Below are 26,007 nucleotides of genomic sequence, written 5' to 3'. Positions count from 1 at the left end.
AGACGCCTCTTCTAGGTCCACGGCCACATAATGACGGGTTTGGGTTAATCAACTTTAGCTTTACCGCATCTGAACGCAGGCTGAGAACGATCGTTCATTTTGCGCGCTTGGTACCGCATTTAATGCACGGATATTACGCAGAAAAACGGTGCAGCGGCTTTCGCGCCACAGGTCGCGTTTGTTTTGGCCGGACCAGCTGGATCGCACCTGCGAAGGGGGCTTCACAGGCGGCCTAGCGCTGTGTCATATAAAGATATGTTTATATCTCCAACTCAGCCCGTGCCGGAGCGCCGCGACGCCGATCGCGTTGTCGCCGCGTTGCGCGCGGCGGGGGAGCAGACGCGGCTTCGCGCGCTGGCGTTGCTCACGGAGGGCGAGTTGGCGGTCGGCGAACTGGCGCAAGCTTTGGGGCAGAGCCAGCCGCGCGTGAGCCGGCATTTGAAGTTGCTGACGGAAGCCGGGCTAGTGGAGCGCGCGCCGGAAGGGGCGTGGGTGTTCTATCGTTTGCCGCGCGCCCACACGACCGAGCGCCATCTCGCGGACGCGACGCTCTCGATGCTTGATCCCAGCGATCCGGTGCTGGCGCGCGATGTCGAGCGCTTGCGCGAAATTCGCGCCGCGCGTGACGAAGCCGCTGCGGAATATTTCGAACGCAACGCCGCCGATTGGGAGCGCGTGCGCGCGTTGCATTTGCCCGAGGCGGATATTGATAGTGCTGTGCTCGCGGCGGCGGGCGAAGGGCCGTTTGAGCTCATGGTCGATGTCGGCGTCGGCCAAGGACGCATGATTCAATTGTTTGCTGATCGCGTGCGCCGCGCCGAGGGCTTTGACACGTCGCGGCAGATGCTCGCGATCGCGCGCTCGTCGCTGGGCGATCTAAAATCGAAAGCGGCGGTGCGGTTTGGCGATGCGTACGCGCCGCCGGTCGAGGCGGGCGCGGCTGATCTCGTCACCATCCACCAAGTGCTGCACTTTCTGGCCGATCCTGGCCGCGCGATCGCGGAAGCGGCGCGCGTGTTGAAGCGCGGCGGGCGTTTGCTGATCGTCGATTTCGCGCCGCATGACTTGGAATTTTTGCGCGAAGAGCACGCGCATCGCCGGCTTGGCTTTTCCGATGCCGAGATCAGGGAATGGTGCGGAGCCGCTGGTATCGCACAGGTGAAAGCCACGACGCTGGCGCCGGAAATGCGCGGCGCGCTCACCGTGAAAATTTGGGCGGGGGACAAATCATGAGCGCGCACGCGCAAAATCTGATCGCCGAGGCGGCCGAACGTATGGGCCGCCCGCGCGTGTCGTTCGAGTTCTTCCCGCCGAAAACGCAGGCGCTTGAGACGCAGCTTTGGGAATCGATCCGCAAGCTTGAGCCGCTCGATCCAAGCTTCGTCTCGGTGACCTATGGCGCTGGCGGCTCCACGCGCGATCGCACGCACCGCACGGTGGCGCGCATCGTGGAAGAGACGACTCTGAAGCCGGCCGCGCACCTCACCTGCGTTGGCGCCAGCCGCGACGAGATCGACAGCGTGTTGCGCGATTATTGGAGCGCGGGCGTGCGCCACATCGTGGCGCTACGCGGTGATCCGCCCGGCGGCGTCGGCACGCCGTATGCGCCGCATCCGGAAGGCTATGCGAGCGCGGTCGATCTTGTCGAAGGCGCCAAGCGCATTGGCGGCTTTGAGATTTCGGTGGCGGTGCATCCGGAAAAGCATCCGGCGTCGCTGAGCTGGGCGCACGATGTCGAGAATTTCAAACGCAAGCTCGAAGCCGGCGCGACGCGCGGCATTTCGCAATTCTTCTTCGACGCAGACGTGTTCTTGCGCTTCCGCGATCGCTTGGCCAGCGCTGGCGTCACCGCGCCGATTCTGCCGGGCATCATGCCGGTTACGAACGTGAAGGGCCTGCGCAAGATGGCCGAGGGCTGCGGCGCATCGTTGCCTGCTTGGCTCATCCGTTTGTTCGACGGCTTGGATGACGATCCAGATACGCGCCGCCTCGTGACGGCTGCAACGACGGCGCAGCTTTGCGCCCAGCTTGCAGCCGAAGGCGTCGAGGATTTCCATTTCTACACGCTGAACCGCGCCGATCTCACGCTGGCGATCTGCCGGATTCTGGGCGTGCGTGTGCAGGAGCAAGCGGCATGAACCGCGATCAACGTATTGCCGCGTTAAACGCCGAAATGGCCAAGCGCATCCTCACGCTCGACGGCTCGATGGGCGCCTATCTGCAGGGCTTTGGTCTGACGACCAATGATTTCCACGGCACGCGCTTCATCGAGCATCCGATGTCGCTGAAGGGCAACAATGATTTGCTTGTGCTGACGCAGCCCGAGACGATTACGAAGGTGCACAGCGCTTATCTCGACGCAGGTGTGGATATCATCAGCACCAACACGTTTTCCGCGACGCGGATCAGCCAGGCTGAGTATGCGTTGGAAGATGTAGTCTATGAGATCAACGTCGAAGCCGCGAAGATCGCGCGTGACGCGTGTGACGCATACGAGGCGAAGGACGGTCGCCCGCGCGCTGTCGCTGGCGCGATTGGACCGACGACGAAGCTGCTCTCGATGTCGCCAGAGGTGGGCGATCCGGGGCGGCGGGACAGCGATTTCGATACCATGGCCAAGGGCTACGAAGAGCAAATCCTCGGCCTCATCGAGGGCGGCGCCGACATTCTGCTGATTGAAACGATCACCGATACGCTGAACGCCAAGTCCGCGCTGTGGGCGGCGTGGGAAGCGTTCGACAAAACCGGCGTTGAGCTGCCGCTCTGGATCAGCGGCACGATCACAGATCGCTCGGGTCGCACGCTCTCGGGGCAGACGGTGGAAGCGTTCTACAATTCGCTGCGCCACGCCAATCTCTGGGCGATCGGTTTGAATTGCGCGCTTGGTCCACAAGATATGCGCGCGTTCTTGGCTGATCTCGCGCGCGTCGCGGAATGCGCTGTCAGCGCCTATCCAAACGCCGGCTTGCCCAACGCGATGGGCGCCTATGACGAGACGCCGCATTCGATGGAGGCGCACTACGCCGAATGGGCGCGCGCCGGTTTGCTCAACATCGCCGGCGGCTGCTGCGGCACGACGCCAGAGCATATCCAGCACATGCGCCACGCTGTTGAAGGTGTTGCGCCGCGCAAGCCCGCCGAGCACGACGCGCGCTTGAAACTCGCAGGTCTCGAGCCTTTCACGGCGGCGGCGTGATGAGTACGATTGTGTTCAATGCTGAAGCGGCCAAAAGCTATGACGACGGCCCACGCCGCCTCGTGCCTGGTTATGCGTTCTTTCAGGATCTGATCGCGCAAGTGCTTGCGAGCGAGTTGAAAGACGATGCTTCCATCCTGGTGATGGGGGCCGGTGGCGGCGCTGAATTAATGGCGATTGCCGCGGCGCGCGAGAGTTGGCGGCTTACCGGCGTCGATCCGTCGGCCGACATGCTTGCGCTGGCCGAGGGCAAGTTGCGCGCGGCGGGCTATGCGCAGCGCGCTTCGCTTGTCACGGGCTATGTCGCGGATGCGCCAGAAGGTCCGTTCGACGCGGCGACGTCATGCCTCGTCGCGCCCTTCGTTCCCGATGACGGCGGCAAGCTCGATTATTTCCACCAATTGCGTCGGCGCATGCGCCCGGGCGCGCCCTTGCTGGTGGTGGAAGGCTTTGTCGCTGACGAACCGGGTGGCTTCGATCGCTACATGAAGTCTTACATGATGTATGCGCGTCTCAATGGCGTCGCGCAGGCGATGCTGGACCGCGCCGTGAGCGCGCAAGCGAGCCTGCATTACATTTCGCTGGAACGGCAGAAGCAGCTGTTCGACGAGGCGGGCTTTTCCAGCGCCGAAACTTTCTTCCAGGCTTTGCACATTTACGGATGGATCGCGCGCGCATGACCTCCGCCAACCCCTTCGCCAATTTCGTCATTATCGGCGAACGCACGAACGTCACCGGCTCGGCGAAGTTTCGTAAGCTGATCGAGGCGGACAATTATCCCGCTGCGCTCGATGTGGCGCGTCAACAGGTTGAGTCCGGCGCCAATGTGCTCGACGTCAACGTCGACGCGGCGTTGATCGATGGGCCGGCGGCGATGAAGCGCTTTCTCAATCTGATTGCGTCCGAGCCGGATATCGCGAAAATTCCGCTGATGATCGACAGCTCCAAATGGGAGGTGATCGAGGCCGGACTGAAGTGCGCGCAGGGCAAATCGATCGTCAACTCGATCTCGCTGAAGGAAGGTGAAGCGGCGTTTCTCTATCACGCCAAGCGCGTGCGCCGTTATGGCGCCGCCGCCGTGGTGATGGCGTTCGACCAAGCAGGGCAGGCCGATACGGCCAAGCGCAAAATCGAGATTTGCACGCGCGCTTATAATCTGCTCGTGGCCAATAATTTCCCGCCGGAAGACATTATCTTCGACCCGAACATCTTCGCGGTGGCGACCGGCATCGAAGAGCACGCTAACTACGCAAAGGATTTCTTCGAGGCGACCGCCTACATTCGCAGCGAGCTGAAAGGCGCCCACGTTTCGGGCGGCGTGTCGAACGTGTCGTTCTCGTTCCGTGGCAATGAGCCGGTGCGTGAGGCGATGCACGCCGTGTTCCTCTACCACGCCATCCGCGCCGGCATGGACATGGGCATCGTCAACGCCGGTTCGCTGACGCTTTACGACAATGTCGAGCCGGAATTGCGTGAACGCGTGGAAGACGTGCTGCTCAATCGCCGCGATGACGCGACGGAGCGTTTGCTGGATATCGCCGAGGCGGCGAAGGCGGGCGGCAAAAAGAAAGAGACGGAGCGCGATCTTTCGTGGCGTGAGAAGCCCGTGAAGGATCGGCTGGCGCATGCCTTGGTGCATGGCATCACTGAGTTTATCGTCGAGGACACGGAAGAGGCGCGTCAACAGGCCGAACGGCCGTTGCATGTGATCGAAGGGCCGCTGATGGATGGCATGTCCATCGTCGGCGATCTTTTTGGCGCTGGCAAAATGTTCCTGCCGCAAGTGGTGAAATCCGCGCGCGTCATGAAGCAGGCGGTCGCTTACCTCTTGCCCTACATGGAGGAGGAGAAAGAGCGCACCGGCATGGCCGGCAAATCCAACGGCAAGATCGTAATGGCGACCGTGAAGGGCGACGTGCACGATATCGGCAAGAATATCGTGGGCGTTGTGCTGCAATGTAACGGCTACGAGATCGATGATCTGGGCGTCATGGTGCCGTGCGACAAGATTTTGGAGCGCGCGAAGGAAATTGGCGCCGATGCGATTGGCTTGTCTGGGCTGATCACGCCGTCGCTGGATGAGATGGTGTTTGTCGCCAGCGAAATGCAGCGCCTCGGCATGAATTTGCCGCTGCTGATTGGCGGCGCCACGACCTCGCGGACGCATACGGCCGTGAAGATCGCGCCGGCTTATGCAGGGCCGACGATTTATGTGACGGATGCGTCGCGCGCAGTGCCGGTGGTGCAGAAGCTTTTGGGTAAGGAGCGCGACACGCTCGTGTCCGCCACCAAGGCCGAATACGACGCGGCGCGCGAGAGCTATTATTCCGGGCAGGATAAGCGCCCGCGTCTGCCGATCGCGAAAGCGCGCGAGCGAAGCGCGAAGCTTGAGTTCGCGCCGGTGAAGCCGAGCTTCCTCGGTGTACGCGATTTCAAGAATTTCCCGCTCGAAGAGCTTGCGCCCTACATCGATTGGACGCCGTTCTTTGCGTCATGGGATCTGGTCGGTCGCTATCCGGCGATCCTGGAGGACGACATTGTCGGCGAAGCTGCGCGCAATCTCTACAAGGACGCGCGTGCTATGCTGGATCAACTCGTCGCCGAGAAATGGGTGACGGCGTCCGGCGTGATCGGCTTCTGGCCCGCAAACGCGCAGGGCGATGACATCGTGCTTTGGCAAGATGAGACGCGCAGCGCCGAGCTCGCGCGCTTCCACACGCTGCGTCAGCAGATGGATAAGGGCGAGGGCAAGCCGAATTACGCGCTGTCGGATTTTGTCGCCGCGACGGGTGCGGATTATGTCGGTGCGTTTGCGGTGACGGCGGGGATTGGCGAAGCAGAGGTCGCGATCCGCTTCAAGCGTGCAAACGACGATTATTCCGCGATCATGGCGCAGGCTCTGTGCGATCGCTTGGCCGAAGCGTTTGCCGAGGCCATGCACGCGAAAGTGCGTAAGGAGCTTTGGGGTTACGCGTCGAACGAAGCGCTGGGCTATGACGATCTGATCGCGGAAAAATACAAAGGCATCCGCCCCGCGCCCGGCTATCCGGCGCAACCCGATCATACCGAGAAGCGCACGATCTTTGATCTGCTCGAAGTGCCGCAACGCGCCGGCATTGATCTGACCGAAAGCATGGCGATGACGCCGCCATCGTCCGTGAGCGGCCTCTATTTTGCGCACCCACAGGCCGAGTATTTCGGAGTCGGCAAAATCGATCGCGATCAGGTCGCCGATTACGCCCAACGCAAGGGCTGGGATTTGGCCCTGGCCGAGCGTTGGCTCTCGCCGATCCTGAGCTATGATCCGTTGCTGAAAGCTGCGGGCTGATGCCCGCGACGGTCGCGATGTCCGGCACGCCGATGCAGAAGGAGTATTGGAGCGGGCCCGCTGCGGAGCAGTGGGCGACGCATGCCGATCGCATCGATGCAATGATGCGGCCGATGACGGACGATGCGTTGCGGGTGGCGAATGTGAAGCCCGGCGAGCGCGTGCTCGATATTGGCTGCGGTTCGGGCGCGACGAGTTTGCGGCTGGCTGGCGCTGCGCAGCCGCGCGGCGCGGTGACGGGCGTCGATATTTCTCCGCAGCTCTTGCAGGTCGCGCGTACACGCGCGGCGCAGGTGGATCTGCCGGTGAGCTTCATTGAAGCCGATGCGGGCGCTGCGCAGTTCGATCAAAAATTCGACGCAGCGTTCTCGCGCTTTGGTGTGATGTTCTTCGAACAGCCCAGCGCGGCCTTCACGAATATTCGCAAGCATCTGCGCGACGGCGGGCGTATCACGTTCATCTGCTGGCGGCCGATCGCGGAGAATGGCTGGGCGATGGTTCCGATCGAAGCGATTACGCCAATGTTCGACACGCCATGGATGCCCCCGAACACCGATGCGCCTGGGCCGTTCGCGTTTTCCGATCCCGCGAAGGTCGAGCGCATTCTGAGCGAAGCTGGCTGGCGCGACATTGCGATCGCGCGTTGGGACGGCGACAATGTCATCGCTGGTGGCGTCGGCTTGGAAGAGAGCACGGATTTCCTGGTCCGCATCGGCCCGTGTGCGCGGGCGATCGCCGAAAGAGGCCTCGACGTTGCCGACGTGCGCCGGCGCCTCATCGAGAGGCTCGCCCCGTTGCACAATGGAACCGGGGTGGCGCTTTCGGCGGCGTGCTGGTTCGTTTCCGCGACGGCCTGACGCGCCATTCGTCCGCCGAGACGCCGCACCCGTCGCAATTTCCTGGCCGGGTCGCGTGGGCCGCTGCTAGAAGCGCCCCGATATTCTCCGGGGAAATCCATGAAACGTTTCGTCACCCTGATCGCTGCGGCGTTTGCGCTCGTCGCGTGCGCCACCTCGTCTGCGCCGCAACAGCCCGCTGCCGGCGCCCTTGAGGTTGCGCCGCTCCAGTACACGATGCGGACGCTGCCGAATGGTCTGCGCGTCTATGCGATGCCGGATGCGAACACGGCGAACGTGTCGGTGCAGGTGTGGTATGATGTGGGCTCGATCGACGACCCGGAAGGTCGCTCGGGCTTCGCGCATTTGTTTGAGCACATCATGTTCAAATCGACGCGCAACATGCCGGAGCAATTCTTCGATCGCCTGACGGAGGATGTCGGCGGCTTCAACAACGCGTCGACGTACGACGATTTCACCAATTACTATGAAGTCGTGCCGGCCAATCATTTGCAGCGCGTGCTTTGGGCCGAAGCCGATCGCATGGGCTCGCTTGTCGTCAACGAGGAGAGCTTCGATTCCGAGCGCGATGTCGTGAAAGAAGAGCTGCGCCAGCGCGTGCTTGCGTCGCCCTACGGGCCGCTCTTTTACATGTATCTGAACCAAGCCAATTATACGGTGCACCCTTATGGCCGACCCGGCATTGGCTCGATCGAGGATTTAGACGCCGCGACCGTTGAAGACGTGCGCGCGTTCCATGCCACCTATTATCGCCCGGACAACGCCGTGCTCGTCGTCGCCGGCAATTTTGATCAGGCGCAGCTTGATGCATGGGTTGACGAATATTTTGGCGACATCGCGCGTCCGAACCGTCCGATCCCGCGCGATTATCCGACTGAGCCGGTGCGCACGCAGCCGCGTGAATACACGGTCTATCAGCCGAACGTGCCATTGCCGGCCGTGATGATCTCGTATCCGCAGCCGGCCTCCACGAGCCCGGATTTGCCAGCGCTCTACGTGCTGGATGCGATCCTATCCAATGGCGACAGCTCGCGGCTCTATCAGTCTTTGGTCTATCAACAGCAGATCGCGGCGCAGGTGTTCACCAATCTCGAAGCGACGCAGGACCCGGGCGCCTACAGCGTCTTCGCCATCCTGTCGGAAGGCCAAACGGCGGAAGCCGGCCAAGCCGCACTCTCGGCGGAAATCGCGCGTCTGCGGGATGCGCCGGTGACGCAAGCCGAATTGGATGAGGCCAAGAACGAAATCGTGACATCGACCATCCAAGGTCGCGAAACGGCCTACGGCCGCGCGTTTGAATTGGCCGACAGCGTGATCCGCTTCGGCGATGCCGCGTATGCCGATCGCCTGCTGGCGGCGATCCAAGCGACGACAGCGGCCGACGTGCAACGCGTGGCGCGTTCGATCCTGAACGAGCAACGCCGCGTCGTGGTGCGTTATCTGCCGGCGCAAGAGGGCGCGACAGGCGACACGATCACGACGTCGCCCACGATCCAGGCGCGCTCGCTGACCATCCCGCAATCGGAAATTCCGACCTTCACCTTGGCTGCTGAAGCGGAACGCGAACAGCCGCCGGCCGCTGGAACGCCGGTGAATGCGCGTATCCCGCAGACCTCGCAGCGCACTTTAGCCAATGGTCTGCGTGTGATCGTGGCGCCGAACCGTTCGCTGCCGTTGGTGAGCGCGGATTTCCGCGTTGCCTCGGGCGCGAGCGCCGATCCGGCCAACCGCGCCGGCCTCGCCAGCGTCACCGCCGATCTCTTGAACAAGGGCACCGCCACGCGCAACGCGACCGAAATCGCACGCGCGGTTGAATCGCTTGGCGCCCAAATCGGCGCGACGGCGGGGCCGGATTCATCTGCGGTTTCGCTGCAAACCCGCGCCGACCGTGCAGGCGATGCGTTTGCGATTTACGCCGATGTCATCCGCAACCCGACGTTCGCGGGCGAAGAGCTCGAGCGTTCGCGCCAACAATTCCTCGATGGCTTGCAGGTTGCGTTGAGCGAGCCAGGCTCGATCGCCGGCATGGCGATGTCGCGCGCGATTTACGGCACTGCGCCGTACGGCGCAGTGACTTCGCCGACCAGCTTGGCGGCGATCACGCGTGACGACGCCGCGCGCTATCACGCGACCTATTGGCGCCCGGATAACGCGGTGCTCGTCATCTCCGGCGATGTGTCGGCCGATGAGGGCTTTGCATTGGCGGAGCGTTATTTCGGCAATTGGCCGCGCCCGAGTGCGGCGTTGCCTGCGCGTCCGGATGCGAGTGCTTACGCTGCGCCCGCGCGCACGATCGTGGTCGACCTGCCGGATACCGGCCAAGCGGCGGTGGCGATGGGCTTGCGTGGCGTGGCGCGCACCGATGCGGATTATTTCCCGCTGCTGGTCGCGAACAATGTGTTGGGCGGCGGTTATTCCGCGCGTCTCAACACGGAAATCCGCATCCGTCGCGGTTTGTCGTATGGCGCCAATTCGAGCCTCTCGGCGCGTCTCGCGCCGGGCCCGATCGTGGCGTCCGCACAAACGCGCAACGACGCGGCGGTGCAAGTGTACGAATTGATGCGCGCGGAAATCGATCGCATCGGCGATACGCTGACGCCGGATGCTGAACTCACAGCGCGCAAAGCGGTGCTGATCGGCTCGTTCGGCCGTAGTGTCGAAACCACGTCGGGTGTCGCGGGCCAAATCTCGGCGCTGGCGCTCTACGGTCTGCCGCCGGAGAGCCTCGGAACTTATGTGTCGGACATCACGAACGTGACGGCCGAGCAAGCGCGCACGGCCGCGTCGCGCTATTTCGATCCGGATCGTGCGGACGTGGTCGTGGTGGGGGATGCGCAGCACTTCTATGACGGCTTGCGTCGCGTGCGCCGCAACGCCGAGCGCATCCCGGTCGATCAGCTCAATCTGGACAGCGAAAGTCTGCGTTGACACATAAGGCCGTCCTTTAAGGGCGGCCTTATTGTTTGCGCGGAGAAAGTGCGTGCCCGAGATCGTGCTGGCGGATGAGCCCAAGGCGGAACACCGCGAGGCCATCCTTGATGGCTTGCGCGTCTATAACGAGGCGCAGGTTGGACCGAGCGGTTCGCGCCTGCTCGCGCTACTTCTCCGGGACGATGCTGGAAAGATCATCGGCGGTTTGTGGGGGCGGAGCGGCTACGACTGGCTGTTCATCGAATTGCTGCACGTACCGGAGAGTCTTCGCGGCGGCGGGTATGGCGCAGCACTCATGGCGCGTGCGGAAGAGGAAGCGCGTGCGCGGGGCTGCCACGGCGTGTGGCTCGACACCTACGATTTCCAGGCGAAGCCGTTTTATGAGCGCCTGGGCTATGTGGAATTTGGCGCGATCGACGACTACCCGCGCGGCCACAAACGGCATTTCATGCGCAAATCGCTCTCCGCGTGCAATTCGCCGCCGTCGCGCGAGTCGGCGTGACGCTGGGCGCCGACTCGGTTAACTCTGGTCGGCCGTGACACTCATGAACTCTCTCCGCGTGCTCGCTGTCGCCCTGGTGTTGACGACGCTGTCGTTCGCCGCCGGGATCGCGGGTGATCTGTCGATGGATCGCGCGACCACTGGGCAGAGCGTGGTGATGCGGATTCCCCCGGAACTGCCGGCGGATACGCCGCGCGCTGGTCCGATGCGCCCGGTTGTGCAGACGGCCGCTGCGGAAGCTCGGCCACGTTTGGCCGCGGCGCCGGTCGCGGCGCCTGTGGATAACTCGGTCGAGCCGATGGAAAAGCCGCACGCTGCGCACGCTTTGGCGCAGGTAAAGGTGGACCCGAAGGTCGATCCTGATCGCGCGCCCAAGGAAGAGGCGATTGCGACACCGAAAAAGGGCGATGCGCCGCAAGCTGGTTAATCCAGTGCGGCTTTGCCGCAACAGGGGCGCCAAGCGTCTGCAACACCGTCAAAAAAGCGCCTTGGTCCGAGCGCTCTCCTTGCCCCCGATGAGCCAATCAAGCGCAGCGAGTCTGTCCGGACGCGGAGCAGCGGCACTAGCCGCCATGCTTACGCTTGCCGTACCGGGCGTCGTGCTGGCCCAGCCGCGCCAACAAGCCAATCCGCCGCCAGCCGCGCCGCCGGTGCAGGGGCTTTACCAGACCTCGTCTGGCGCCACGCGGTATTCGACGCCGGACGGCGCTGTGCGTTTCGTGCTCGATCGCTCTGGCGGCCGCGCGGCGCTCGTGCGCTTTGAAGGTGATCCGGAAGTGCATGTGCTGCGTCCGGCGATGGCTGCGGGCGGCGGCGAAATTTATCGCACCGACGATGGCGACGTGATGCTGCGCGTCACGCCGCACGGCGGCATCACGGTTTACACGCGCAACATGCGCACCGGCGCGCCAGCGTCCGAAGAAGCGGACGTTGCGCCGCTGACGCCTGAAGCGATCGCGTTCGCGGAAATGCAGGAGCGCTTCCGTTTGCTGCAGGCGCGTGCGCGGCGCAGCGTTGGCCAACAAGTGACGTTCGCTGTGCCAGCGCAAATGTCGGCGCCTGCGGCTGGCGTTGTCGTCGATGCGGCGGAACGCGCGGCGGAAGGCTTGGCGTCGGCGCCGATGACGAACGTGCGCCGCGTCGTGATTACGCTGGGGCCATCGCCGGCCGTGGCGATGCGCGGCGATCAGTTGCTGATCCAAGTCGCGCCGCAATATGGTTACGCGGGGCGTCCGTCCTCGAACACGATCCGCAATGTCGTGACCGGCGCCGTGCAAGGGCCGGAGCAGTAAGTCTTAGCCCTGCGGCGCCCAGTCGGGCGGTGCGAGTTCAAATCCCGAAAATTCAAATCCCGGCGCGACGACACATGAGACGAGAGTCCACTCGCCGACACTTTGCGCAGCTTGCCAATGATGCGCGGGCACGATCGCCTGCGGACGTTCGCCAAACTCGAGGTTCGGACCGAGCGTGATGCTGGCCTGCGCTTCGCCATCTGCCGAAAGCGAAAGTGTCAGCGGCGCGCCCGCGTGCCAGAGCCAGATCTCCGTCGCGTCGACGCGATGCCAATGCGAGCGCTCGCCTGCCCGCAGCAGAAAATAGATCGCAGTGCTGCGTGCGCGGTCGTTGACAGTCCCGGTGTCGCGGAAAGTTTCGACATAGTGTCCACCTTCAGGATGCTCCTGCATGCCGAGTGCGGCGATGATCTCGTCGGCGCTCATCCTTTGAAATTGTCTTTGCGTTTGCGGATGTCCGCGAACGCTTCCCAATCTTCGGCATTCGGCAGCATCACTGCGCCTTTCAGCGCGGGCGCGCGGAGGAAGGGGTTGGTTTCTTTCTCGACCCGCAGCGTCATCGGCACCGTCGGTTTGCCTTCGGCGCGGAGCTTGTCGATCTCGGCGATGCGGGCTTGAAGCGCGCGGTTCATCGGATCGATGGTGATGGCGAAGCGGGCGTTGGATTGGGTGTATTCGTGCGCGCAATAGAGCGTGGTGTCGTCCGGCAATGCCGCGAGTTTTTGCAGGCTCGCCCACATTTGCTGCGGCGTGCCTTCGAACAAGCGCCCGCAGCCCAGCGCAAACAGAGCGTCGCCCACGAAGGCCGTCTTCGCATCGTCCAGCACGTAAGCGATGTGGCCCAACGTATGGCCTCCGACATCTAGAATGCGCGCCTCGTGCGCGCCGAGTTTGACGACGTCGCCTTCAACGACGATGCGATCCGGCGGTTGACCGATGCGTTCGACCTCAGCGGGGCCGGTGACGATGGCGCCTGTCTTCGCCTTGATCGCGGCATTGCCGCCAGCGTGGTCGGGGTGCCAGTGCGTGTTCCAGATGTCGGTAATGCGCCAGCCTTTGGCCTCGGCCTGGCGCAGATATTCGTCAGCGTCCGGCGTATCGATCGCCGCAGTCGCGCCGCTGGCGGGATCGTGCGCGAGGAAACCGTAATTGTCGGACAGGCACGGGAATTGATGAATTTGAAGCATGTCTTAGCTTAGCGCTTGGATCACATGCGCGTCGATGTTCTTGCCCTTCAGCGTTTTTACGCGTCGCCGCTTGGCGAGGCGGCGCATCGGGCTGCCTCGCGCCGGCTGGCGGCGTTGTGGCCGCACGCAGAGGGGCTGGACGTTTTGGCCGTCGGCTATGGGACGCCCTACCTCGATCGCTATCGCGCCGACGCGCGCCGGACGGTGGCGATGATGCCGGCGGCGCAGGGCGCGGAACCTTGGGGCCCGGGCCTGAGCGCCTTGGCGGACGACGCGCGGCTGCCGTTCATGGATGCTGTGTTCGACCGCGTGCTGATCGTGCACGCGATAGAGGAGACGCCAGCGCCGAATGCGCTGCTGCGCGAAATTTGGCGGGTGATGGCCCCGGAGGGTCGGCTCGTTGTGATCGCCGCCAATCGTTGGAGCCTTTGGGCGCAATCGGATGCCACGCCGTTCGGCTATGGGCGGCCATATTCCCGCACGCAGCTGGCGACGCTTCTGAGCGATTCCATGTTTCAGCCGGTGGTGTCGGCGCGCGCGCTCTATGCGCCGCCTTCGACCTGGACGCCGTTCGTGCGCGCGGCCGACGCCTTCGAGCGCGTCGGCGAGATCATGTGGCCGGCGCAGGGCGGCTTGGTGCTGATGGAAGCGGTCAAACGGCTCTATGCGAGCACCGCGCGTTCGGCAGACCGTGTCCTTTTGGCCAAAGCACCCACGCGATCGCGGCAAACCGCCCCGGACCCCTTGCCGAAGCGCGACGCATCACGCTTTTATTTCCGGACATGAAACTCGTCACCGCCATCATTAAACCGAGCCGTCTCGACCCGGTTCTCGAAGCGCTGAAAGACGTGGGCGTGGCCGGCCTCACTGTGTCCGAAGTCCGTGGCTTTGGCCGGCAGAAGGGCAAGACCGAGGTCTATCGGGGCGCCGAGTACGAAGTGAAGCTGCTGCCGAAGGTCAAAATCGAGGTCGCAGCGTCCGCGGAGATCGCGGAGAAGGCGGTCGACGCGATCACCGCCGCGGCCAAGACCGGCAAAATCGGCGACGGCAAAATCTGGGTCACGGATCTGGATACGGTCATCCGCATCCGCACCGGCGAAACTGACCAAGCGGCGATCGAAGGTTAGCCGATACCGCCAAACCCCGGCGAACGTCATTCGTCGCAAGCCCCAGGTGCAAGCGTCCGTCGCAACGCTAGAATGCGGTAGGCAGGAATAACCTACCTCAGCACGGGGAAATTCAACATGCAGATGACGCGGCGCGGACTTCTTGGCGCGACGGCGGCGGCGGTCGCCCTTTCGGCGTGCGCTCGCCAGACCAATAATGGCGACCTCAACCCCATTCTCGATCGCATCTCGACGGGCTTCCTGCACGAAGTGCCGGAATACGCGACGAGCCTTGCTGTGCCGGAAGAGCAAGCGGGCGGGCGTTACATCGATCGACTGAGCGATGCGTCGCGCGAAGGCCAATTGCGTCTGCGCGATTTGGCGCAAACGGGGCTCAACGATCTGCGCGCGCTGAACCGCGATAGCCTTGAGGCGAAGGACCAAGTGACGATCGATGTCGTCACCACGGCGCTGCAAGACCAAGTCGACGGCGCGGCCTTCGAGCACGGCACGGGCGCACAAGCGCCGTACGTGCTGACGCAGCTCACGGGCGCCTACACGAACATTCCGGATTTCCTGGCGAGCCAGCACCCGGTCACCAACCGCGATCAGGCGGATGCGTATCTGGCGCGTCTTTCGGCTTATGCGCGCGTGATGGATCAAGAGATCGTGCGTCTGAACAGCGACGCTGCGGCGGGTCTGATTCCGCCGAACTTCGCGATCGCGGGTGCGGACGGCCAAGGCGGCGCGATTGGCCAGCTGCGTGGCTTCGCCGCGATTGCGCCGGCGCAGAACGTGCTCGTGACCTCGCTGCAAACGCGCTTGGCCGATGTCGCCGAAATTTCGGATGCGGATAAAACCACGTTGGTGCAACGCGCCGAGCAAATCCTGCGCGACGAAGTGCTGCCGGCGTATGGCCGTCAGATCGATGCGCTGAATGCGGTGTTGCCGCGCGCGACGGCGGACGCGGGCATCGCCAGCCGCCCACAAGGGGCGGAAATGTATCCGGTCGCGCTGCGCGCCTACACGACCACCAACATGGGGCCGGACGAAATCCACCAAATGGGTCTCGACCTGATCGCGCAATTCACCAGCGAGATGGACGCGATCTTCCGCGAACAAGGCATGACGCGCGGTTCGGTGAACGAGCGCATCGTGGCGTTGGGCCGTCGCCCAGACCAAATCTTCCCATCGACGGATGCGGGCCGCGAGCAATTGCTGGCGCTGCTCAATGCGCAGATGGCGGCGATCACGGCGCGCATGCCGGAAGTGTGCGGCGTGCAAGCGCGCGCCGCACTCGAGATCAAGCGCGTGCCGGCTTACACCGAAGCGGGCGCGCCGGGCGGCTATTACCAAGTCGCAGCGCTCGATGGTTCGCGTCCAGGCGCGTACTACATCAACCTGCGTGACCCGGCCAACGAGTGGCCGAAATTCACGCTGCCGACGCTGACCTATCACGAAGGCACGCCGGGCCATCACTGGCAGCTTTCGATCCAACAGGAAGCGGGCGAGATGCCGTTCATCCGCCGTGCGCTCTTGGGCTTCAGCGGCTATTCGGAAGGTTGGGGCCTCTACGCCGAACAGCTCGCCGACGAGATGGGCATGTATGCCAACGATCCGTTCGGCCGCATCGGCTATCTGCAATCGATGACGTTCCGCGCTTCACGTCTTGTCGTCGATACGGGCATCCACTCGAAGGGCTGGACGCGCGAGCAAGCCATAGACTCGATGGTGGCCGCGACCGGCGATCAACGCTCGAACGTCACCACGGAAGTGGAGCGCTATTGTGTGTGGCCGGGTCAAGCCTGCTCGTACATGGTCGGCCGCCAAGCCATCAATCGCATGCGCGACGGCGCCCGTTCGACCTTGGGCGATCGCTTCGACATCAAGGGTTTCCACGACGTGTTGCTCACCAATGGCTCAGCGCCGCTCTCGGTGTCGGAATCCCTGGTGGCGCAATGGGCCGCCGCGCAGAACGGCTAAGCCTTTAAACCCTCGTCTCTGGCGGCGGCGTGAGCGATCACGCCGCCGCTTTTGTTTGTGGGTTCGCGTGCGCGCCGCCGCGGCCGAGAAAACGCACGCCTTTCAGCATCATCTTGAGCGCTTCCCAATGGATGCCGGCGATGACTTTGAACGTCATCAGCGGATTGCCGAGCCAAGCGCGGAAGAGTGCCGCGTCCGTGAGCGGGCGGCGTTTGCCGGCGAACCAGGCTGTGAGCGCAATCTGCGCGCCGCGTTTGACGATCATGGCGACGGTGACGTCTTCGCCCGGCGGCAGGATGTGAAACTCGTAGCGCAGATCCATTTCGAGGAAGGGCGAGACGAAGAAATCCTTGGCGCAGGATTGGGTGACGATGCCGTTCTCCTGGCGCGCGGGCGGGAGCACGTAGAAATGCTGCTCGCCGAACGTATTGGCGACTTCGTGGACGAGGGCCGCGAGTTCGCCATCGCGGCGGGTGCAGAAATACACGGTGAGCGGGTTGAACACGTAGTTGAAGAGGCGCGGCATCGTCAGCATGAAGATCTGCCCGCCGTCCCAAGCGATGCCGGCTTCACGCAGCTTGGATTCGATCTGCGGCTTCAGCGACGCATCGATGCGTGCGCCGTGATCGCGATCCTTGAGCGAGAGTAGTGCGCCGCGATTGTGCTTTAGAAGGCGCAGATCAAGCGCGCTCAGCTCATCCAAATCGACCGCGAGCATGAACACGCTATAGCGCAGCCGGTGTTTGCCGGGGCGGTTGTGCGCGACGTGGCCGATATAGAGCGCTGAGTTCATGCAGCGATGGCTGGCCGTACTGGCGGCGGGCCGAGATGAATGCGGCCGGATTCGTCCGCGACATTCCAAGGTCGCCGCACGCCGCCAAGCTGCTCGGCGACGGCAAGACCGGATTGCAGGCCGTCTTCATGGAAACCGGCGCCGAAATGCGCGCCGCAGAACCAAGTGTTGCGCACGCCTTGCAGCGACCAGAGCTGTTCCTGTGCGCGGATGGCGGCGGCGTTGAAGAGCGGGTGCTCGTATTCGGTGTCGTAGAGCATGGTTTCGGCGCGCGGCATGGTGCGTGGGTTGAGCGTGAGGAAGATTTGCTCGCGGCTTTCGATGCGCTGCAGCTTGTTCATCCAATAGGACACAACGCAGCCGCCCTCGGGATTGTCGCCGACATAATTCCAGCTCGACCATTGCGCTTGGCGGCGTGGCATCAAAGCGGGATCGGTGTGCAGGATTGCGCGATTTTTGCTGTAGCGAAATGCGCCCAGCAGTGCGCGCTCTTCCGCGCTCGGGTCGTCCAGCATCGCCAGGGCTTCGTCGCCGTGCGTGGCAATCACGACAGCGTCGTAGCGCTGCGCTTCGCCGTTGGCGTCGCGCACCCAAGCGCCCGCGCCATCGCGCTGCACGGAAACTGCGCCAGCGTTCAGTCGTACGCGATCCGCGTAGGCCGCCGTAAGCTTCTCCACATAAGCGCGGCTGCCGCCTTCGACAGTGCGCCATTTCGGGCGGCCTTTGAGCTTCAGCAAACCGTGGTTCTCGAAGAAGCGCACGAAGGCGCAGGCGGGGTAATTGTGGATTTCCGCCATCGACGCCGACCAGATCGCGGCGGCTTGCGGCAGCAGGTGATCGTTCTGGAACGCGTCGCCATAGCCGCGGCGCTTCAGATACTCACCGAGCGAGATCATGTCCTCGCGCGTCTCGCGAAGCTCAGCTGGCGCGTCGCGATAGAAGCGCAGCAGGTCGAGCGTCATAGACCAGAAGCGTGGGCTGATCAGGTTGCGGCCGCCACAGAGAAACGCGGAGGTGTCGTTGGACGAATATTCCGTGCGTCCGCCGTTCAGCGACACGCCGAACGACATATCCGAGGATTTCGTTGCGACGCCGAGGTGATCGAAGAGAGCGATCAGGTTGGGATACGTCGCGTCGTTGAAGACGATGAAGCCGGTGTCGACGGGCGTCGAGCCCGCGCTCGTGTTGACGATAACCGTATTCGAGTGCCCGCCAAGCCGGCCGTTCTTCTCATACACCGTGACATCGTGCTTCTGGCTCAGCAGCCAAGCGGCGGACATTCCCGCTATGCCCGAGCCGATCACGGCGATACTTTGCCGGGGTTCGGCGAGGCTGGAGGTAAAGGCCATTATCTGTTCCCACTCCAGCGCAGCGAGGTTCGGCTGGTTCGAGGGCTTTTACGGCCCGCGTGGCGGCATGGTTCACACTGATCCAAACCCGAAGGCAGCGCGTAATCGGTTCCATGCGCGCGCTGGACTACTCTCCCGGCTCAATCCGTACGGTCCCGATGCCGCGGCGGAGGGGTGCGGTTAACGTGGATGATTGCGCCGATATTTCGGACGAGGCGTTGCTGACGCAGATCGCGGCCGGCAATCGCGTGGCGTTTTCGAGCCTGTTCGGTCGCTACGCCTCGAAGGTGAAGGGCTATTTGATCAAGCTCGGCGCGCGTGGCGCAGCAGCGGAGGATCTGGCGCAGGACGTAATGGTGTCGATCTGGCGGCGCGCGGCGTCGTTCGATCCAGCCAAGGCGAAGGCGTCGACATGGATTTACGTGGTGGCGCGGAATGCCTGGATCGACAAACTCCGGCGCGAACGGGTTGAACTGGCGTATCGCGACACGTTGATCATCGACGAGGCGAGCGACGAGGAGCTTCCCGATGACGCGGTGTCTCGGGTGCAGACCGAAGCGCAGATGGCGGAGGCGTTGGAGCTTCTGTCTGAAGAGCAGAAACAAGTGGTGCGGCTCTCCTTCTTTGAGGATCGGCCGCATTCGGAAATAGCCGAGCATTTGTCTTTACCGCTCGGCACAGTGAAATCGCGCTTGCGGCTGGCGCTCATAAAGCTGCGCGCGCATTGGGAGCAGATGAAGTGAGCGGGCAACACCACCCTTCCGCAGATATTTTGGCGGCCTACGCCTCCGGCGTTTTGGAGCCAGGCTTTGGCCTCGTCGTCGCCGCGCACGTCGACGGCTGCGCGCAGTGCCGTCGGCAGGTCGCGAGCTATGAGGCGATTTCCGGCGACGCCTTGTGCGAGATCGATGACGCCGCGATGGGCGATGATGCGCTGTCGCGCGTGATGTCGCGGCTCGATGGCGCCGCACCCGAGAAGCTGGCGATGGATCGCCGCCCGTTCGCCGAACGCCTGACGCTGAAGCCGCGGAAATGGGTGGCGCCGGGCGTGTGGGTCGCGGCGGTGGAGACGCCGCATGCGCGGACGAACCGGGTCTATGTGCTCTCGGTCGCGCCCGGCATGCCGACGGCCCGGCACGAACATTCCGGCGCCGAATTTTGTACAGTGCTGAAGGGCGCCTATCGCGACGAGCTGGGGCTTTTCCGCGCCGGAGATTTCGCCGCCACCGATCACGACGTGAACCACCAGCCGGTGGTGCAGGGCGACGAGGCGTGCGTGTGCCTGTTCGCGACCGAGGGGCGGCTGCAGCCGCAAGGCCTGCTGGGTCGCTTGGCCTTCGCCTACGCGGACGTCTGAATTTGTTACGTTGCTGTCGCGTCTGGGCGTGACCTGAGGCATAGTCCTACCGCTGAAAAGCGGGCGGACTAGAGCAATGACAGCACACGCAACGGCTGCGACGCCAGCATCATACGACGCGCGCACGCGCATCGCGCAAATCGACATGCTGCGCGGCCTCGTCATCGTCTTGATGGCCTTGGACCACGTGCGCGATTATTTTCTGGGCGGGCCGGGCATGGCCGGGATCGGCGGCAATCTGCTCGATCCGGCCACAACGACGCCCGCGCTCTACGCGACGCGCTGGATCACGCACCTCTGCGCGCCGACCTTCGTGTTTCTCTCTGGCGTGTCGGCCTACCTGCAATTCGTCAACGGCAAGGCGATGCCGAGCCTTTCGCGCTTCCTGTTCACGCGCGGGCTGTGGCTGATCTTTCTTGAGATCACGGTGCTGAGCTTCGGCTGGAATTTCGGCTTCCCGTACCCGTTCTTCCTGCAAGTGATCTGGGCCATCGGCTGGTGCATGATCGCGCTGGCCGCGCTCGTGTGGTTGCCGCGCGTGGCGGTGCTGGCGATCGGCGTCGTGATCACGCTCGGGCACAATGCGCTCGATCCGATCGATGCGCGCGAACTGACGGGCCTGGCGCAGACTCTGTGGCTCTTCCTGCACGATGGCGGGCCGGTGTTTGTGGGCGAGCAACCGATTGGTCTGTTCGCGTATCCGATTCTGCCGTGGATCGGCATCGCAGCCCTTGGCTATGGTCTAGGCGAGGTGTTCGCCGACAAATCAGAGAAGCGCGACCGCAACATTCTCTATCTCGGCCTCGCCATGCTCGCGGCGTTCTTGGCGCTGCGTTTGGCGATGGTCTATGGCGATCCGTCGTTCCCGACGGGGCCGGAGGGCGATTGGAAGGATTGGCGCCTGCAGACGAGCTGGGGCGCGATGCTGATGGTGTTTCTGGACGTGCAGAAATATCCGCCCTCACTGCAATTCACGTTGGTGACGTTGGGCATCGTGCTGACTCTCTGGCCGCTGCTGACGCGATTGCCGAAGATGGTGCAATCGGTGCTGAACACGTTCGGCGCGGTGCCGTTCTTCTTCTACCTGCTGCACGTCTATCTCATCCATCTGCTCGCCATCGCGGCGAACGCAGCGGCGGGCAATGATGTGAGCGGCTTGTTCAATTATATGATCAACGTGTTCACAGCGCCGGAGAAACTTGCTGGCGCCGGCTTTTCCCTGCCTTGGGTTTATATGGCTTGGGTGGTTGTGCTCGCGCTGCTCTATCCGGTCTGCCGCTATTGGCAGCGGTTGAAGGCGCGACGGCGCGATTGGTGGCTGTCGTATCTTTAAGCGGCGCGCTGCTGGCGTAGCGATGCCGTGATTTGCGCGGCAAACGGCTCGAGCGGCGCCGGCCGATATTTCGCATTGCCGGCCCAGCGCAGCAGCGCGGTCTCGTGCAGGTCTTCGAAGCGATTGAGGCCTTTGCGCCAGCGTGACCCCATGGCGCCAAGCAGCGAGAAGCCTTTGCGTGCATTGAGTGCGGCGTTGATCGGATCGATGTCGGCGAGTGCGCTGGAGATCACGGAACCTGGCTCGCGCGCGATGCAGAGGCCGGCGGCTTCGGCCCCCTCGAGCACCCAGAGCAGCGAACAATTGGATAGCCCGCGATTGGCGCCGCCGCCAACGCCGCCATGATCTCCGGGAAACCAGGCTTGCGCCACGCGCGCCGGCGCGCCCGTCGTGTTGAAGCTGTCGACATTGCTCCAGAGCGTCGGCGCAAACGCTGCGCGACGCTCATCTATGGCGACGGCATGGCGTGCGTGTTCGACGGAGCGCGAAAGCGCTGTGTCGTGAAACTCGTATTGCTTGTTCAGCCCAAGCGAGATCGGCAGCACACGCGGAATGCCGAGTGAGCCCACCGTGTCCCAGACGCCGAGATAGCGGATGCGCAGATCGACGGGCGGCGCGGTGAACGGTGCAGCCAACCTCGGCCACGCAATTGCGTGCGCACGGCGGAAACGATCTGTTTCAGGGCTGTCGGCGCTGATGGTGCGGTGGCGATAGATTTCGAGCGCCTCGCGCGCCTTGTCGACGTGCGCCCGGCGCAGAATGCCGATTTTGCGCAGCAGGCCGGCCAAGCTGCGGACGGTGTAGGCGCCGCGCGAAAAGCCGAAAAGATAGAGCTGATCGCCGGGCTCGTAATTGAGATTCAAGAACGTCCAGGCTTCGAGCAAATTGTCGTCGAGATCGGCGCCGGTCATGCCTTGCCAGAGACTGAGGCCATCAACCGAGGCGCCGACGCCCGCTGAATAGAACACGATCTGCGGATGGCCGTGCGCGTCACGTGAAGAGACCGCGCGCGCTGTCAGCGCGACATTGGTGAGCGCGTCGCCGTAAAGGTGTTGCCAAGTGCCGTCGCAGCAAATGACGAGGCGCTTCATGCGTGCCTACGGCGTCAGCAGGAAGACGGCTTCTTCGGCGAACCAATTGGCGCGCCAGAGCACTTTGGCGAACGGCGCCCCCGGCTTGTTGCGCGAGAGCGGGACTGCCCGCTCCACGCTCATGCGCATGCCGCGCGCCAACGCCACGAAATCGCGCACGCTCATGGGGTGCAGAATTTCACGCCCGCGCCGCGCTTTGTTGATGCGGCCGCCGAACATGAGCTCGAAGCGCCCGCTCCAATGGCCTGAATTGGCAATCGTGACGATGACGCGTTCGCCGATGCGCGCGGCTTCGCGCAGCGCCGCCTCTGGATCGCGTAGGCGTTGCAGGGAGCGCGAGAACACGACGTATTCGAAGCTGGCGCTCGGAAAAGCGGCGAGATCGCGATCCGCATCGCCTTGCACGACGGACAGGCCACGCTTCACGCAGCCATGAACCTTGGCCGGATCGATCTCCAAGCCGCGCGCTTTGGCGCCTTCGCGGGTGAGTAAGGTGATCAGTGCGCCGTCGCCGCTGCCGATATCGAGCACGCGCGCGCCGTCATCGACCATCTGGGCGATGATGTTGTGATCGCCGCGCGCGCTCAACGGTGCGTCGAGATCGATAGGCGCTGGATGAACCAGTTCGAGTTGCGCCATCAGCCGGCCCCTCCGTGCAGCGCCAGGCCGCGCGCGGTGGCGGCAGAATCGATGAAGCCGGTGAGCGCCGATTCAAACGCCGGCTCTTCGCCGAGATAGGCGTCGTGGCCGGCTTCGGTTTGGATTTCGACGTAAGAGGTTTCGGCGCCGCCAGCGATCAGAGCGCGCGCCACGGCGCGGCTTTCTTCGGGCGGATAGCGCCAGTCGCTGGTGAAGGCGAACACGGCGTGACGCGTCGCGCCGCCTTGGAACGCATTGGCCAAGCGCCCGCCGAAATCGGCGCCGAGATCGAAGGCGTCCATCGCGCGCGAGAGATAGAGGAACGAGTTGGCGTCGAAGCGATCGACAAAGCCGCCGTTCGGCACGCGCGGCGCTTCGGCGCTGTCGAGCGCGAAGGAGAAACGCTCCTTGGCGCGGGCGCTGTCGAATTTCGCGCGCACGTCGCTCTCGGGCAGGCCCGCGATCAATGTCGCTGTGCGCGCGACATTGGCGCCTTTGTTCGGGCGCACGCCGTGTTGGAGATAACTGCCATTTCGCCAATCAGGATCGGCCATGATCGCTTGGCGGCCGAGTTCGGCGAAGGCGATGTTCTGCGCGGACTGTGCCGCGGCGGCCGCAACGGTCGCGCACGCAAACACACGGCGCGGATAGGCGCTCGCCCAATTCAGCGCCTGCATGCCGCCCATGCCGGGGCCGATGACAAGGAAGAGGCTCTGAATGCCGAGCGCTTCGACCAGCATGCTTTGGGCGCGCACGGTGTCGGCGATGCTGATCGGCGGGAAACGCAGACCGTACGGTTGGCCATCGGCGGCAGGCGAGCCGGGGCCTGTCGTGCCCATCGAGCCGCCGAGCACATTAGTGCAAACGACGAAAAATCGATTGGTGTCGATCGGGCGGCCGGGGCCGACGATGCGCGGCCACCACGCGGGGCGTCCCGTGATCGGGTTTGGGCCGGCCACGAATTGGTCGCCTGTCAGCGAATGGCATACCAGCACTGCATTTGTGCGTTCGGCGTTCAATGCGCCGTACGTTTCGAAAGCGATCGAAAGCGGGGAGAGCGTTTCCCCGCTGGAAAGTTGCAGCGCTGCATTCGCCTCAAAAGCCAGGGTGCGTACGCCCCCAGCCGCCTGAAGCTTCGCCGCCGCCGCTCCGCCTGCGTGAATCATCCGCGAATGTATAAACTGCGTCGCCGGTTAAGCATCCCCCGGGAGAGCAGCTCCCTGTTAATGACGCGCATCTGGCGCGGAGATTGGCGAGCGGCGTGAAAGGTCGTTATGGTCGCGGCGGTATGAATGACGTCACCCCTCCTGGCGATCCGCTCGAACCGATCCGCAATGAGATCGACAAGATCGACGATCAATTGCTTGCGCTGTTCGCGCAACGCTTGCAGCAGGCCGACAAACTGACGGCGCTGAAAGCCAATCAAACCGGCCTGCCGCTGCGCCCTGGGCGCGAAGTGGCGATGCTGAGACGGTTAATGGCGAATGCGCCGGCGCCGCTCGATCGTGAATTCGTGCTGGAGCAGTGGCGCGCCTTGATGACGGCGGGTCTGCGCCGCCAGCGTGTGATCGATGTCGTGGTCGGGGGCGGACGCGGCGATCCGGCGCGTTTGTTCGATGTGGCGCGGCGTCATTTCGGCGCCCGAACGCGGATCAAGGATTTGGGCGAGCCGCAGCTGGCGCTGCAGAAAGCGGCTGAGAATCCCGAGACGATCGTTGCGGTGACGTCATGGCCGTCCGCACCGGGCGTTGGCGCGTGGTGGCCGGCGCTGACGGAGCGGCGCTTCCACAGTCTGCATCTGATCGCCGGTCTGCCTTTGCTTGGCGCGGGCGAAGAGCCGGAGGCGGCCTTGTTTGCGGCGAGCCCGAATGAGGCGGCGGGCGGCGATGTGTCGTTGTTGCTGGCGTTCGATCCGCATCACCGTTTGCAGCGTGCGCTGAACGAAGCGGGCTTGGTCGGCAAGGAGATTGCGCGCGCCGAGCCGCGCGTGCTGGTGCGCGTTGACGGTTTCGTTGCACTCGATGATCCGCGTGCAGCGATGCTGTCGCGTGCGGGCCTCGATAGCGTGCGCGTGCTCGGCTCCTACGCGCGCGTTTGAACATGACCCAGGTATTCGATCGCATCGCCATCATCGGCGTTGGCCTTATTGGCGCATCCATAGCGCGCGGCGCGGCGGAATTTGGCGCGGCGGGCTCGGTCGCGCTCTACGACGCAAGTGAAGCGGCGCGGGCGCGGCTGCGCGAATTGGCGATTGGCGAGGTGTTCGATGACGCGGCGAGCGCGGTCGCCGGCGCCGACCTCGTTGTGCTCGCAACGCCCGTCGGCGCGATGGGCTATGCGCTTGAAGCTGCTGCGCCGGGATTGAAGCCCGGCGCAATCGTCACCGACGTGGGTTCGGTGAAGGGCGCGGTGATCTCCGCGACGAACACACACGTGCCGGCGCATGCCTTCCACGTGCCAGGCCATCCGATTGCCGGTACGGAGCATTCGGGGCCGGACGCGGGTTTTTCTACGCTGTTCAAAGGCCGCTGGCATATTTTGACGCCGCTTGAAGATACGCGGCCGGAATACGCGCAGGCTGTCGATAAGCTCGAAGCGTTCTGGCGCGCGCTTGGCGCGAATGTGGAGCGCATGGATGCGGAGCGGCACGACGTTGTGCTCGCGGTCGTCAGCCATTTGCCGCACTTGATCGCATTCAACATCGTCGCGATGGCGGAAGATCTTGAGAGCGTCACCGAAAGTGAAGTGGTGAAATATTCCGCGTCAGGTTTCCGCGACTTCACGCGCATCGCGGCGTCCGATCCGACGATGTGGCGCGATGTGTTTTTGAACAATCGCGAAGCGGTGCTGGAAGTGCTCGGCCGTTTTTCGGAAGACCTTGCGGCTTTGCAGCGCGCGATCCGCTGGGGCGACGGCAAGACACTCTACGACCTCTTCGACCGCGCCCGCCGGATGCGTCGCGAAGTTATCGATGCCGGCCAAGACACGGCTGCGCCGAACTGGGGGCGGGAGAACTAAGGGTTCGGTTTCGGTGTTCGGGGATCGGTTTTCGGGGGCGGCGGT

At 63.8% G+C, this 26,007-nt stretch carries 25 protein-coding genes; 18 read left to right on the top strand and 7 right to left on the bottom strand.

Annotated elements, in window-relative coordinates; all coding sequences use genetic code 11:
- The first annotated feature begins 255 nt into the window (after positions 1 to 255).
- From EPJ54_RS07990 to EPJ54_RS07945, 10 genes are all read left to right on the top strand, one after another.
- Complete coding sequence (locus tag EPJ54_RS07990; protein WP_135211112.1) at positions 256 to 1,233, top strand: ArsR/SmtB family transcription factor; 978 nt, start codon at positions 256 to 258, stop codon at positions 1,231 to 1,233.
- Positions 1,230 to 2,138, top strand: coding sequence for a methylenetetrahydrofolate reductase [NAD(P)H] (gene metF / locus EPJ54_RS07985; RefSeq protein WP_135211111.1), 909 nt, complete (start codon positions 1,230 to 1,232; stop codon positions 2,136 to 2,138). The genes EPJ54_RS07990 and metF overlap by 4 nt, the downstream gene beginning before the upstream one ends.
- Positions 2,135 to 3,196 (top strand): homocysteine S-methyltransferase family protein, encoded by a 1,062-nt coding sequence (locus EPJ54_RS07980; RefSeq protein WP_135211110.1) that lies wholly within the window; start codon positions 2,135 to 2,137, stop codon positions 3,194 to 3,196. Before metF ends, EPJ54_RS07980 begins: the two co-directional genes overlap by 4 nt.
- Entirely contained in the window at positions 3,196 to 3,876 is a 681-nt protein-coding gene (locus EPJ54_RS07975; protein ID WP_135211109.1) for a class I SAM-dependent methyltransferase, read from the top strand. The genes EPJ54_RS07980 and EPJ54_RS07975 overlap by 1 nt, the downstream gene beginning before the upstream one ends.
- Entirely contained in the window at positions 3,873 to 6,524 is a 2,652-nt protein-coding gene (gene metH, locus EPJ54_RS07970) for a methionine synthase (protein ID WP_135211108.1), read from the top strand. The genes EPJ54_RS07975 and metH overlap by 4 nt, the downstream gene beginning before the upstream one ends.
- Positions 6,524 to 7,381, top strand: a complete 858-nt coding sequence (locus tag EPJ54_RS07965; protein WP_135211107.1) for a class I SAM-dependent methyltransferase — start codon at positions 6,524 to 6,526, stop codon at positions 7,379 to 7,381. The genes metH and EPJ54_RS07965 overlap by 1 nt, the downstream gene beginning before the upstream one ends.
- Positions 7,382 to 7,480: 99 nt before the next feature.
- The gene (locus EPJ54_RS07960) at positions 7,481 to 10,309 is read left to right on the top strand and encodes a M16 family metallopeptidase (RefSeq protein ID WP_135211106.1); all 2,829 of its coding nucleotides are present in this window, start codon (positions 7,481 to 7,483) and stop codon (positions 10,307 to 10,309) included.
- A gap of 52 nt (positions 10,310 to 10,361) precedes the next feature.
- A complete protein-coding gene (locus EPJ54_RS07955) occupies positions 10,362 to 10,814 on the top strand; it encodes a GNAT family N-acetyltransferase (protein WP_135211105.1) in 453 nt (150 codons plus the stop codon).
- Between the two features lie 43 nt (positions 10,815 to 10,857).
- Positions 10,858 to 11,241: a hypothetical protein gene (locus EPJ54_RS07950; protein WP_135211104.1), complete on the top strand. Its 384-nt coding sequence runs from the start codon at positions 10,858 to 10,860 to the stop codon at positions 11,239 to 11,241.
- Between the two features lie 145 nt (positions 11,242 to 11,386).
- Complete coding sequence (locus EPJ54_RS07945) at positions 11,387 to 12,106, top strand: DUF4908 domain-containing protein (protein WP_167755625.1); 720 nt, start codon at positions 11,387 to 11,389, stop codon at positions 12,104 to 12,106.
- 3 nt (positions 12,107 to 12,109) lie between these two features.
- Here EPJ54_RS07945 and EPJ54_RS07940 read toward each other — a convergent pair whose 3' ends face one another.
- Together EPJ54_RS07940 and gloB are read right to left on the bottom strand one after the other, a co-directional pair.
- The gene (locus tag EPJ54_RS07940; protein WP_135211102.1) at positions 12,110 to 12,532 is read right to left on the bottom strand and encodes a cupin domain-containing protein; all 423 of its coding nucleotides are present in this window, start codon (positions 12,530 to 12,532) and stop codon (positions 12,110 to 12,112) included.
- A complete protein-coding gene (gloB, locus tag EPJ54_RS07935; RefSeq protein WP_135211101.1) occupies positions 12,529 to 13,293 on the bottom strand; it encodes a hydroxyacylglutathione hydrolase in 765 nt (254 codons plus the stop codon). The genes EPJ54_RS07940 and gloB overlap by 4 nt, the downstream gene beginning before the upstream one ends.
- A 24-nt stretch (positions 13,294 to 13,317) precedes the next feature.
- On the opposite strand from gloB, the gene EPJ54_RS07930 reads away from it, so the two are divergent.
- The 3 genes from EPJ54_RS07930 to EPJ54_RS07920 all read left to right on the top strand — a co-directional run bounded on the left by EPJ54_RS07930 (position 13,318) and on the right by EPJ54_RS07920 (position 16,382).
- A complete protein-coding gene (locus EPJ54_RS07930) occupies positions 13,318 to 14,079 on the top strand; it encodes a class I SAM-dependent methyltransferase (protein WP_135211100.1) in 762 nt (253 codons plus the stop codon).
- A complete protein-coding gene (locus tag EPJ54_RS07925; RefSeq protein ID WP_135211099.1) occupies positions 14,076 to 14,420 on the top strand; it encodes a P-II family nitrogen regulator in 345 nt (114 codons plus the stop codon). The genes EPJ54_RS07930 and EPJ54_RS07925 overlap by 4 nt, the downstream gene beginning before the upstream one ends.
- A gap of 117 nt (positions 14,421 to 14,537) precedes the next feature.
- Positions 14,538 to 16,382, top strand: coding sequence for a DUF885 domain-containing protein (locus EPJ54_RS07920; protein WP_239590800.1), 1,845 nt, complete (start codon positions 14,538 to 14,540; stop codon positions 16,380 to 16,382).
- 37 nt (positions 16,383 to 16,419) lie between these two features.
- Here the strand turns inward: EPJ54_RS07920 and EPJ54_RS07915 are convergent, their stop codons facing one another.
- Together EPJ54_RS07915 and EPJ54_RS07910 are read right to left on the bottom strand one after the other, a co-directional pair.
- Positions 16,420 to 17,175 carry a DUF1365 domain-containing protein gene (locus EPJ54_RS07915; RefSeq protein ID WP_135211098.1) on the bottom strand — a complete coding sequence of 252 codons (756 nt, stop codon included), beginning with the start codon at positions 17,173 to 17,175 and terminating at the stop codon, positions 16,420 to 16,422.
- Positions 17,172 to 18,524, bottom strand: a complete 1,353-nt coding sequence (locus EPJ54_RS07910; RefSeq protein ID WP_135211097.1) for an NAD(P)/FAD-dependent oxidoreductase — start codon at positions 18,522 to 18,524, stop codon at positions 17,172 to 17,174. Before EPJ54_RS07910 ends, EPJ54_RS07915 begins: the two co-directional genes overlap by 4 nt.
- A 185-nt stretch (positions 18,525 to 18,709) precedes the next feature.
- Between EPJ54_RS07910 and EPJ54_RS07905 the strand changes: the two genes are divergently transcribed.
- The 3 genes from EPJ54_RS07905 to EPJ54_RS07895 all read left to right on the top strand — a co-directional run bounded on the left by EPJ54_RS07905 (position 18,710) and on the right by EPJ54_RS07895 (position 21,214).
- Positions 18,710 to 19,267 (top strand): RNA polymerase sigma factor, encoded by a 558-nt coding sequence (locus EPJ54_RS07905; protein ID WP_239590799.1) that lies wholly within the window; start codon positions 18,710 to 18,712, stop codon positions 19,265 to 19,267.
- A complete protein-coding gene (locus EPJ54_RS07900; protein ID WP_167755624.1) occupies positions 19,264 to 19,881 on the top strand; it encodes a ChrR family anti-sigma-E factor in 618 nt (205 codons plus the stop codon). Before EPJ54_RS07905 ends, EPJ54_RS07900 begins: the two co-directional genes overlap by 4 nt.
- 76 nt (positions 19,882 to 19,957) lie before the next feature.
- The gene (locus EPJ54_RS07895; RefSeq protein WP_135211094.1) at positions 19,958 to 21,214 is read left to right on the top strand and encodes an acetyltransferase domain-containing protein; all 1,257 of its coding nucleotides are present in this window, start codon (positions 19,958 to 19,960) and stop codon (positions 21,212 to 21,214) included.
- On the opposite strand, the gene EPJ54_RS07890 is transcribed toward EPJ54_RS07895, so the two are convergent.
- The 3 genes from EPJ54_RS07890 to metX are packed head-to-tail and all read right to left on the bottom strand — an operon-like array spanning position 21,211 to position 24,110.
- Positions 21,211 to 22,305 (bottom strand): DUF2235 domain-containing protein, encoded by a 1,095-nt coding sequence (locus EPJ54_RS07890; RefSeq protein ID WP_135211093.1) that lies wholly within the window; start codon positions 22,303 to 22,305, stop codon positions 21,211 to 21,213. The genes EPJ54_RS07895 and EPJ54_RS07890 overlap by 4 nt on opposite strands.
- 6 nt (positions 22,306 to 22,311) lie before the next feature.
- Positions 22,312 to 22,944: a methionine biosynthesis protein MetW gene (locus EPJ54_RS07885; protein WP_135211092.1), complete on the bottom strand. Its 633-nt coding sequence runs from the start codon at positions 22,942 to 22,944 to the stop codon at positions 22,312 to 22,314.
- The gene (gene metX / locus EPJ54_RS07880) at positions 22,944 to 24,110 is read right to left on the bottom strand and encodes a homoserine O-acetyltransferase MetX (RefSeq protein WP_135211091.1); all 1,167 of its coding nucleotides are present in this window, start codon (positions 24,108 to 24,110) and stop codon (positions 22,944 to 22,946) included. The genes EPJ54_RS07885 and metX overlap by 1 nt, the downstream gene beginning before the upstream one ends.
- A gap of 95 nt (positions 24,111 to 24,205) precedes the next feature.
- Here metX and EPJ54_RS07875 point away from each other — a divergent pair, with 95 nt between their 5' ends.
- The gene (locus EPJ54_RS07875) at positions 24,206 to 25,042 is read left to right on the top strand and encodes a chorismate mutase (RefSeq protein WP_135211090.1); all 837 of its coding nucleotides are present in this window, start codon (positions 24,206 to 24,208) and stop codon (positions 25,040 to 25,042) included.
- A gap of 2 nt (positions 25,043 to 25,044) precedes the next feature.
- Positions 25,045 to 25,962 (top strand): prephenate/arogenate dehydrogenase family protein, encoded by a 918-nt coding sequence (locus EPJ54_RS07870; protein WP_135211089.1) that lies wholly within the window; start codon positions 25,045 to 25,047, stop codon positions 25,960 to 25,962.
- Positions 25,963 to 26,007: the final 45 nt, after the last annotated feature.

This window comes from Vitreimonas flagellata, from assembly GCF_004634425.1.
In the GTDB taxonomy this organism is placed as follows: domain Bacteria; phylum Pseudomonadota; class Alphaproteobacteria; order Caulobacterales; family Aquidulcibacteraceae; genus Vitreimonas; species Vitreimonas flagellata.
This window is presented reverse-complemented; position numbering and strand designations above follow the sequence as displayed.

What these genes read in the sequence shown, in the direction of transcription:
- EPJ54_RS07990 (WP_135211112.1), top strand. Translation starts at nt 256, where the DNA reads ATGTTTATATCTCCAACTCAGCCCGTGCCGGAGCGCCGCGACGCCGAT.
- metF (WP_135211111.1), top strand. Translation starts at nt 1,230, where the DNA reads ATGAGCGCGCACGCGCAAAATCTGATCGCCGAGGCGGCCGAACGTATG.
- EPJ54_RS07980 (WP_135211110.1), top strand. Translation starts at nt 2,135, where the DNA reads ATGAACCGCGATCAACGTATTGCCGCGTTAAACGCCGAAATGGCCAAG.
- EPJ54_RS07975 (WP_135211109.1), top strand. Translation starts at nt 3,196, where the DNA reads ATGAGTACGATTGTGTTCAATGCTGAAGCGGCCAAAAGCTATGACGAC.
- metH (WP_135211108.1), top strand. Translation starts at nt 3,873, where the DNA reads ATGACCTCCGCCAACCCCTTCGCCAATTTCGTCATTATCGGCGAACGC.
- EPJ54_RS07965 (WP_135211107.1), top strand. Translation starts at nt 6,524, where the DNA reads ATGCCCGCGACGGTCGCGATGTCCGGCACGCCGATGCAGAAGGAGTAT.
- EPJ54_RS07960 (WP_135211106.1), top strand. Translation starts at nt 7,481, where the DNA reads ATGAAACGTTTCGTCACCCTGATCGCTGCGGCGTTTGCGCTCGTCGCG.
- EPJ54_RS07950 (WP_135211104.1), top strand. Translation starts at nt 10,858, where the DNA reads ATGAACTCTCTCCGCGTGCTCGCTGTCGCCCTGGTGTTGACGACGCTG.
- EPJ54_RS07945 (WP_167755625.1), top strand. Translation starts at nt 11,387, where the DNA reads ATGCTTACGCTTGCCGTACCGGGCGTCGTGCTGGCCCAGCCGCGCCAA.
- EPJ54_RS07940 (WP_135211102.1), bottom strand. Translation starts at nt 12,532, where the DNA reads ATGAGCGCCGACGAGATCATCGCCGCACTCGGCATGCAGGAGCATCCT.
- gloB (WP_135211101.1), bottom strand. Translation starts at nt 13,293, where the DNA reads ATGCTTCAAATTCATCAATTCCCGTGCCTGTCCGACAATTACGGTTTC.
- EPJ54_RS07930 (WP_135211100.1), top strand. Translation starts at nt 13,318, where the DNA reads ATGCGCGTCGATGTTCTTGCCCTTCAGCGTTTTTACGCGTCGCCGCTT.
- EPJ54_RS07925 (WP_135211099.1), top strand. Translation starts at nt 14,076, where the DNA reads ATGAAACTCGTCACCGCCATCATTAAACCGAGCCGTCTCGACCCGGTT.
- EPJ54_RS07920 (WP_239590800.1), top strand. Translation starts at nt 14,538, where the DNA reads ATGCAGATGACGCGGCGCGGACTTCTTGGCGCGACGGCGGCGGCGGTC.
- EPJ54_RS07915 (WP_135211098.1), bottom strand. Translation starts at nt 17,175, where the DNA reads ATGAACTCAGCGCTCTATATCGGCCACGTCGCGCACAACCGCCCCGGC.
- EPJ54_RS07910 (WP_135211097.1), bottom strand. Translation starts at nt 18,524, where the DNA reads ATGGCCTTTACCTCCAGCCTCGCCGAACCCCGGCAAAGTATCGCCGTG.
- EPJ54_RS07895 (WP_135211094.1), top strand. Translation starts at nt 19,958, where the DNA reads ATGACAGCACACGCAACGGCTGCGACGCCAGCATCATACGACGCGCGC.
- EPJ54_RS07890 (WP_135211093.1), bottom strand. Translation starts at nt 22,305, where the DNA reads ATGAAGCGCCTCGTCATTTGCTGCGACGGCACTTGGCAACACCTTTAC.
- EPJ54_RS07885 (WP_135211092.1), bottom strand. Translation starts at nt 22,944, where the DNA reads ATGGCGCAACTCGAACTGGTTCATCCAGCGCCTATCGATCTCGACGCA.
- metX (WP_135211091.1), bottom strand. Translation starts at nt 24,110, where the DNA reads ATGATTCACGCAGGCGGAGCGGCGGCGGCGAAGCTTCAGGCGGCTGGG.
- EPJ54_RS07870 (WP_135211089.1), top strand. Translation starts at nt 25,045, where the DNA reads ATGACCCAGGTATTCGATCGCATCGCCATCATCGGCGTTGGCCTTATT.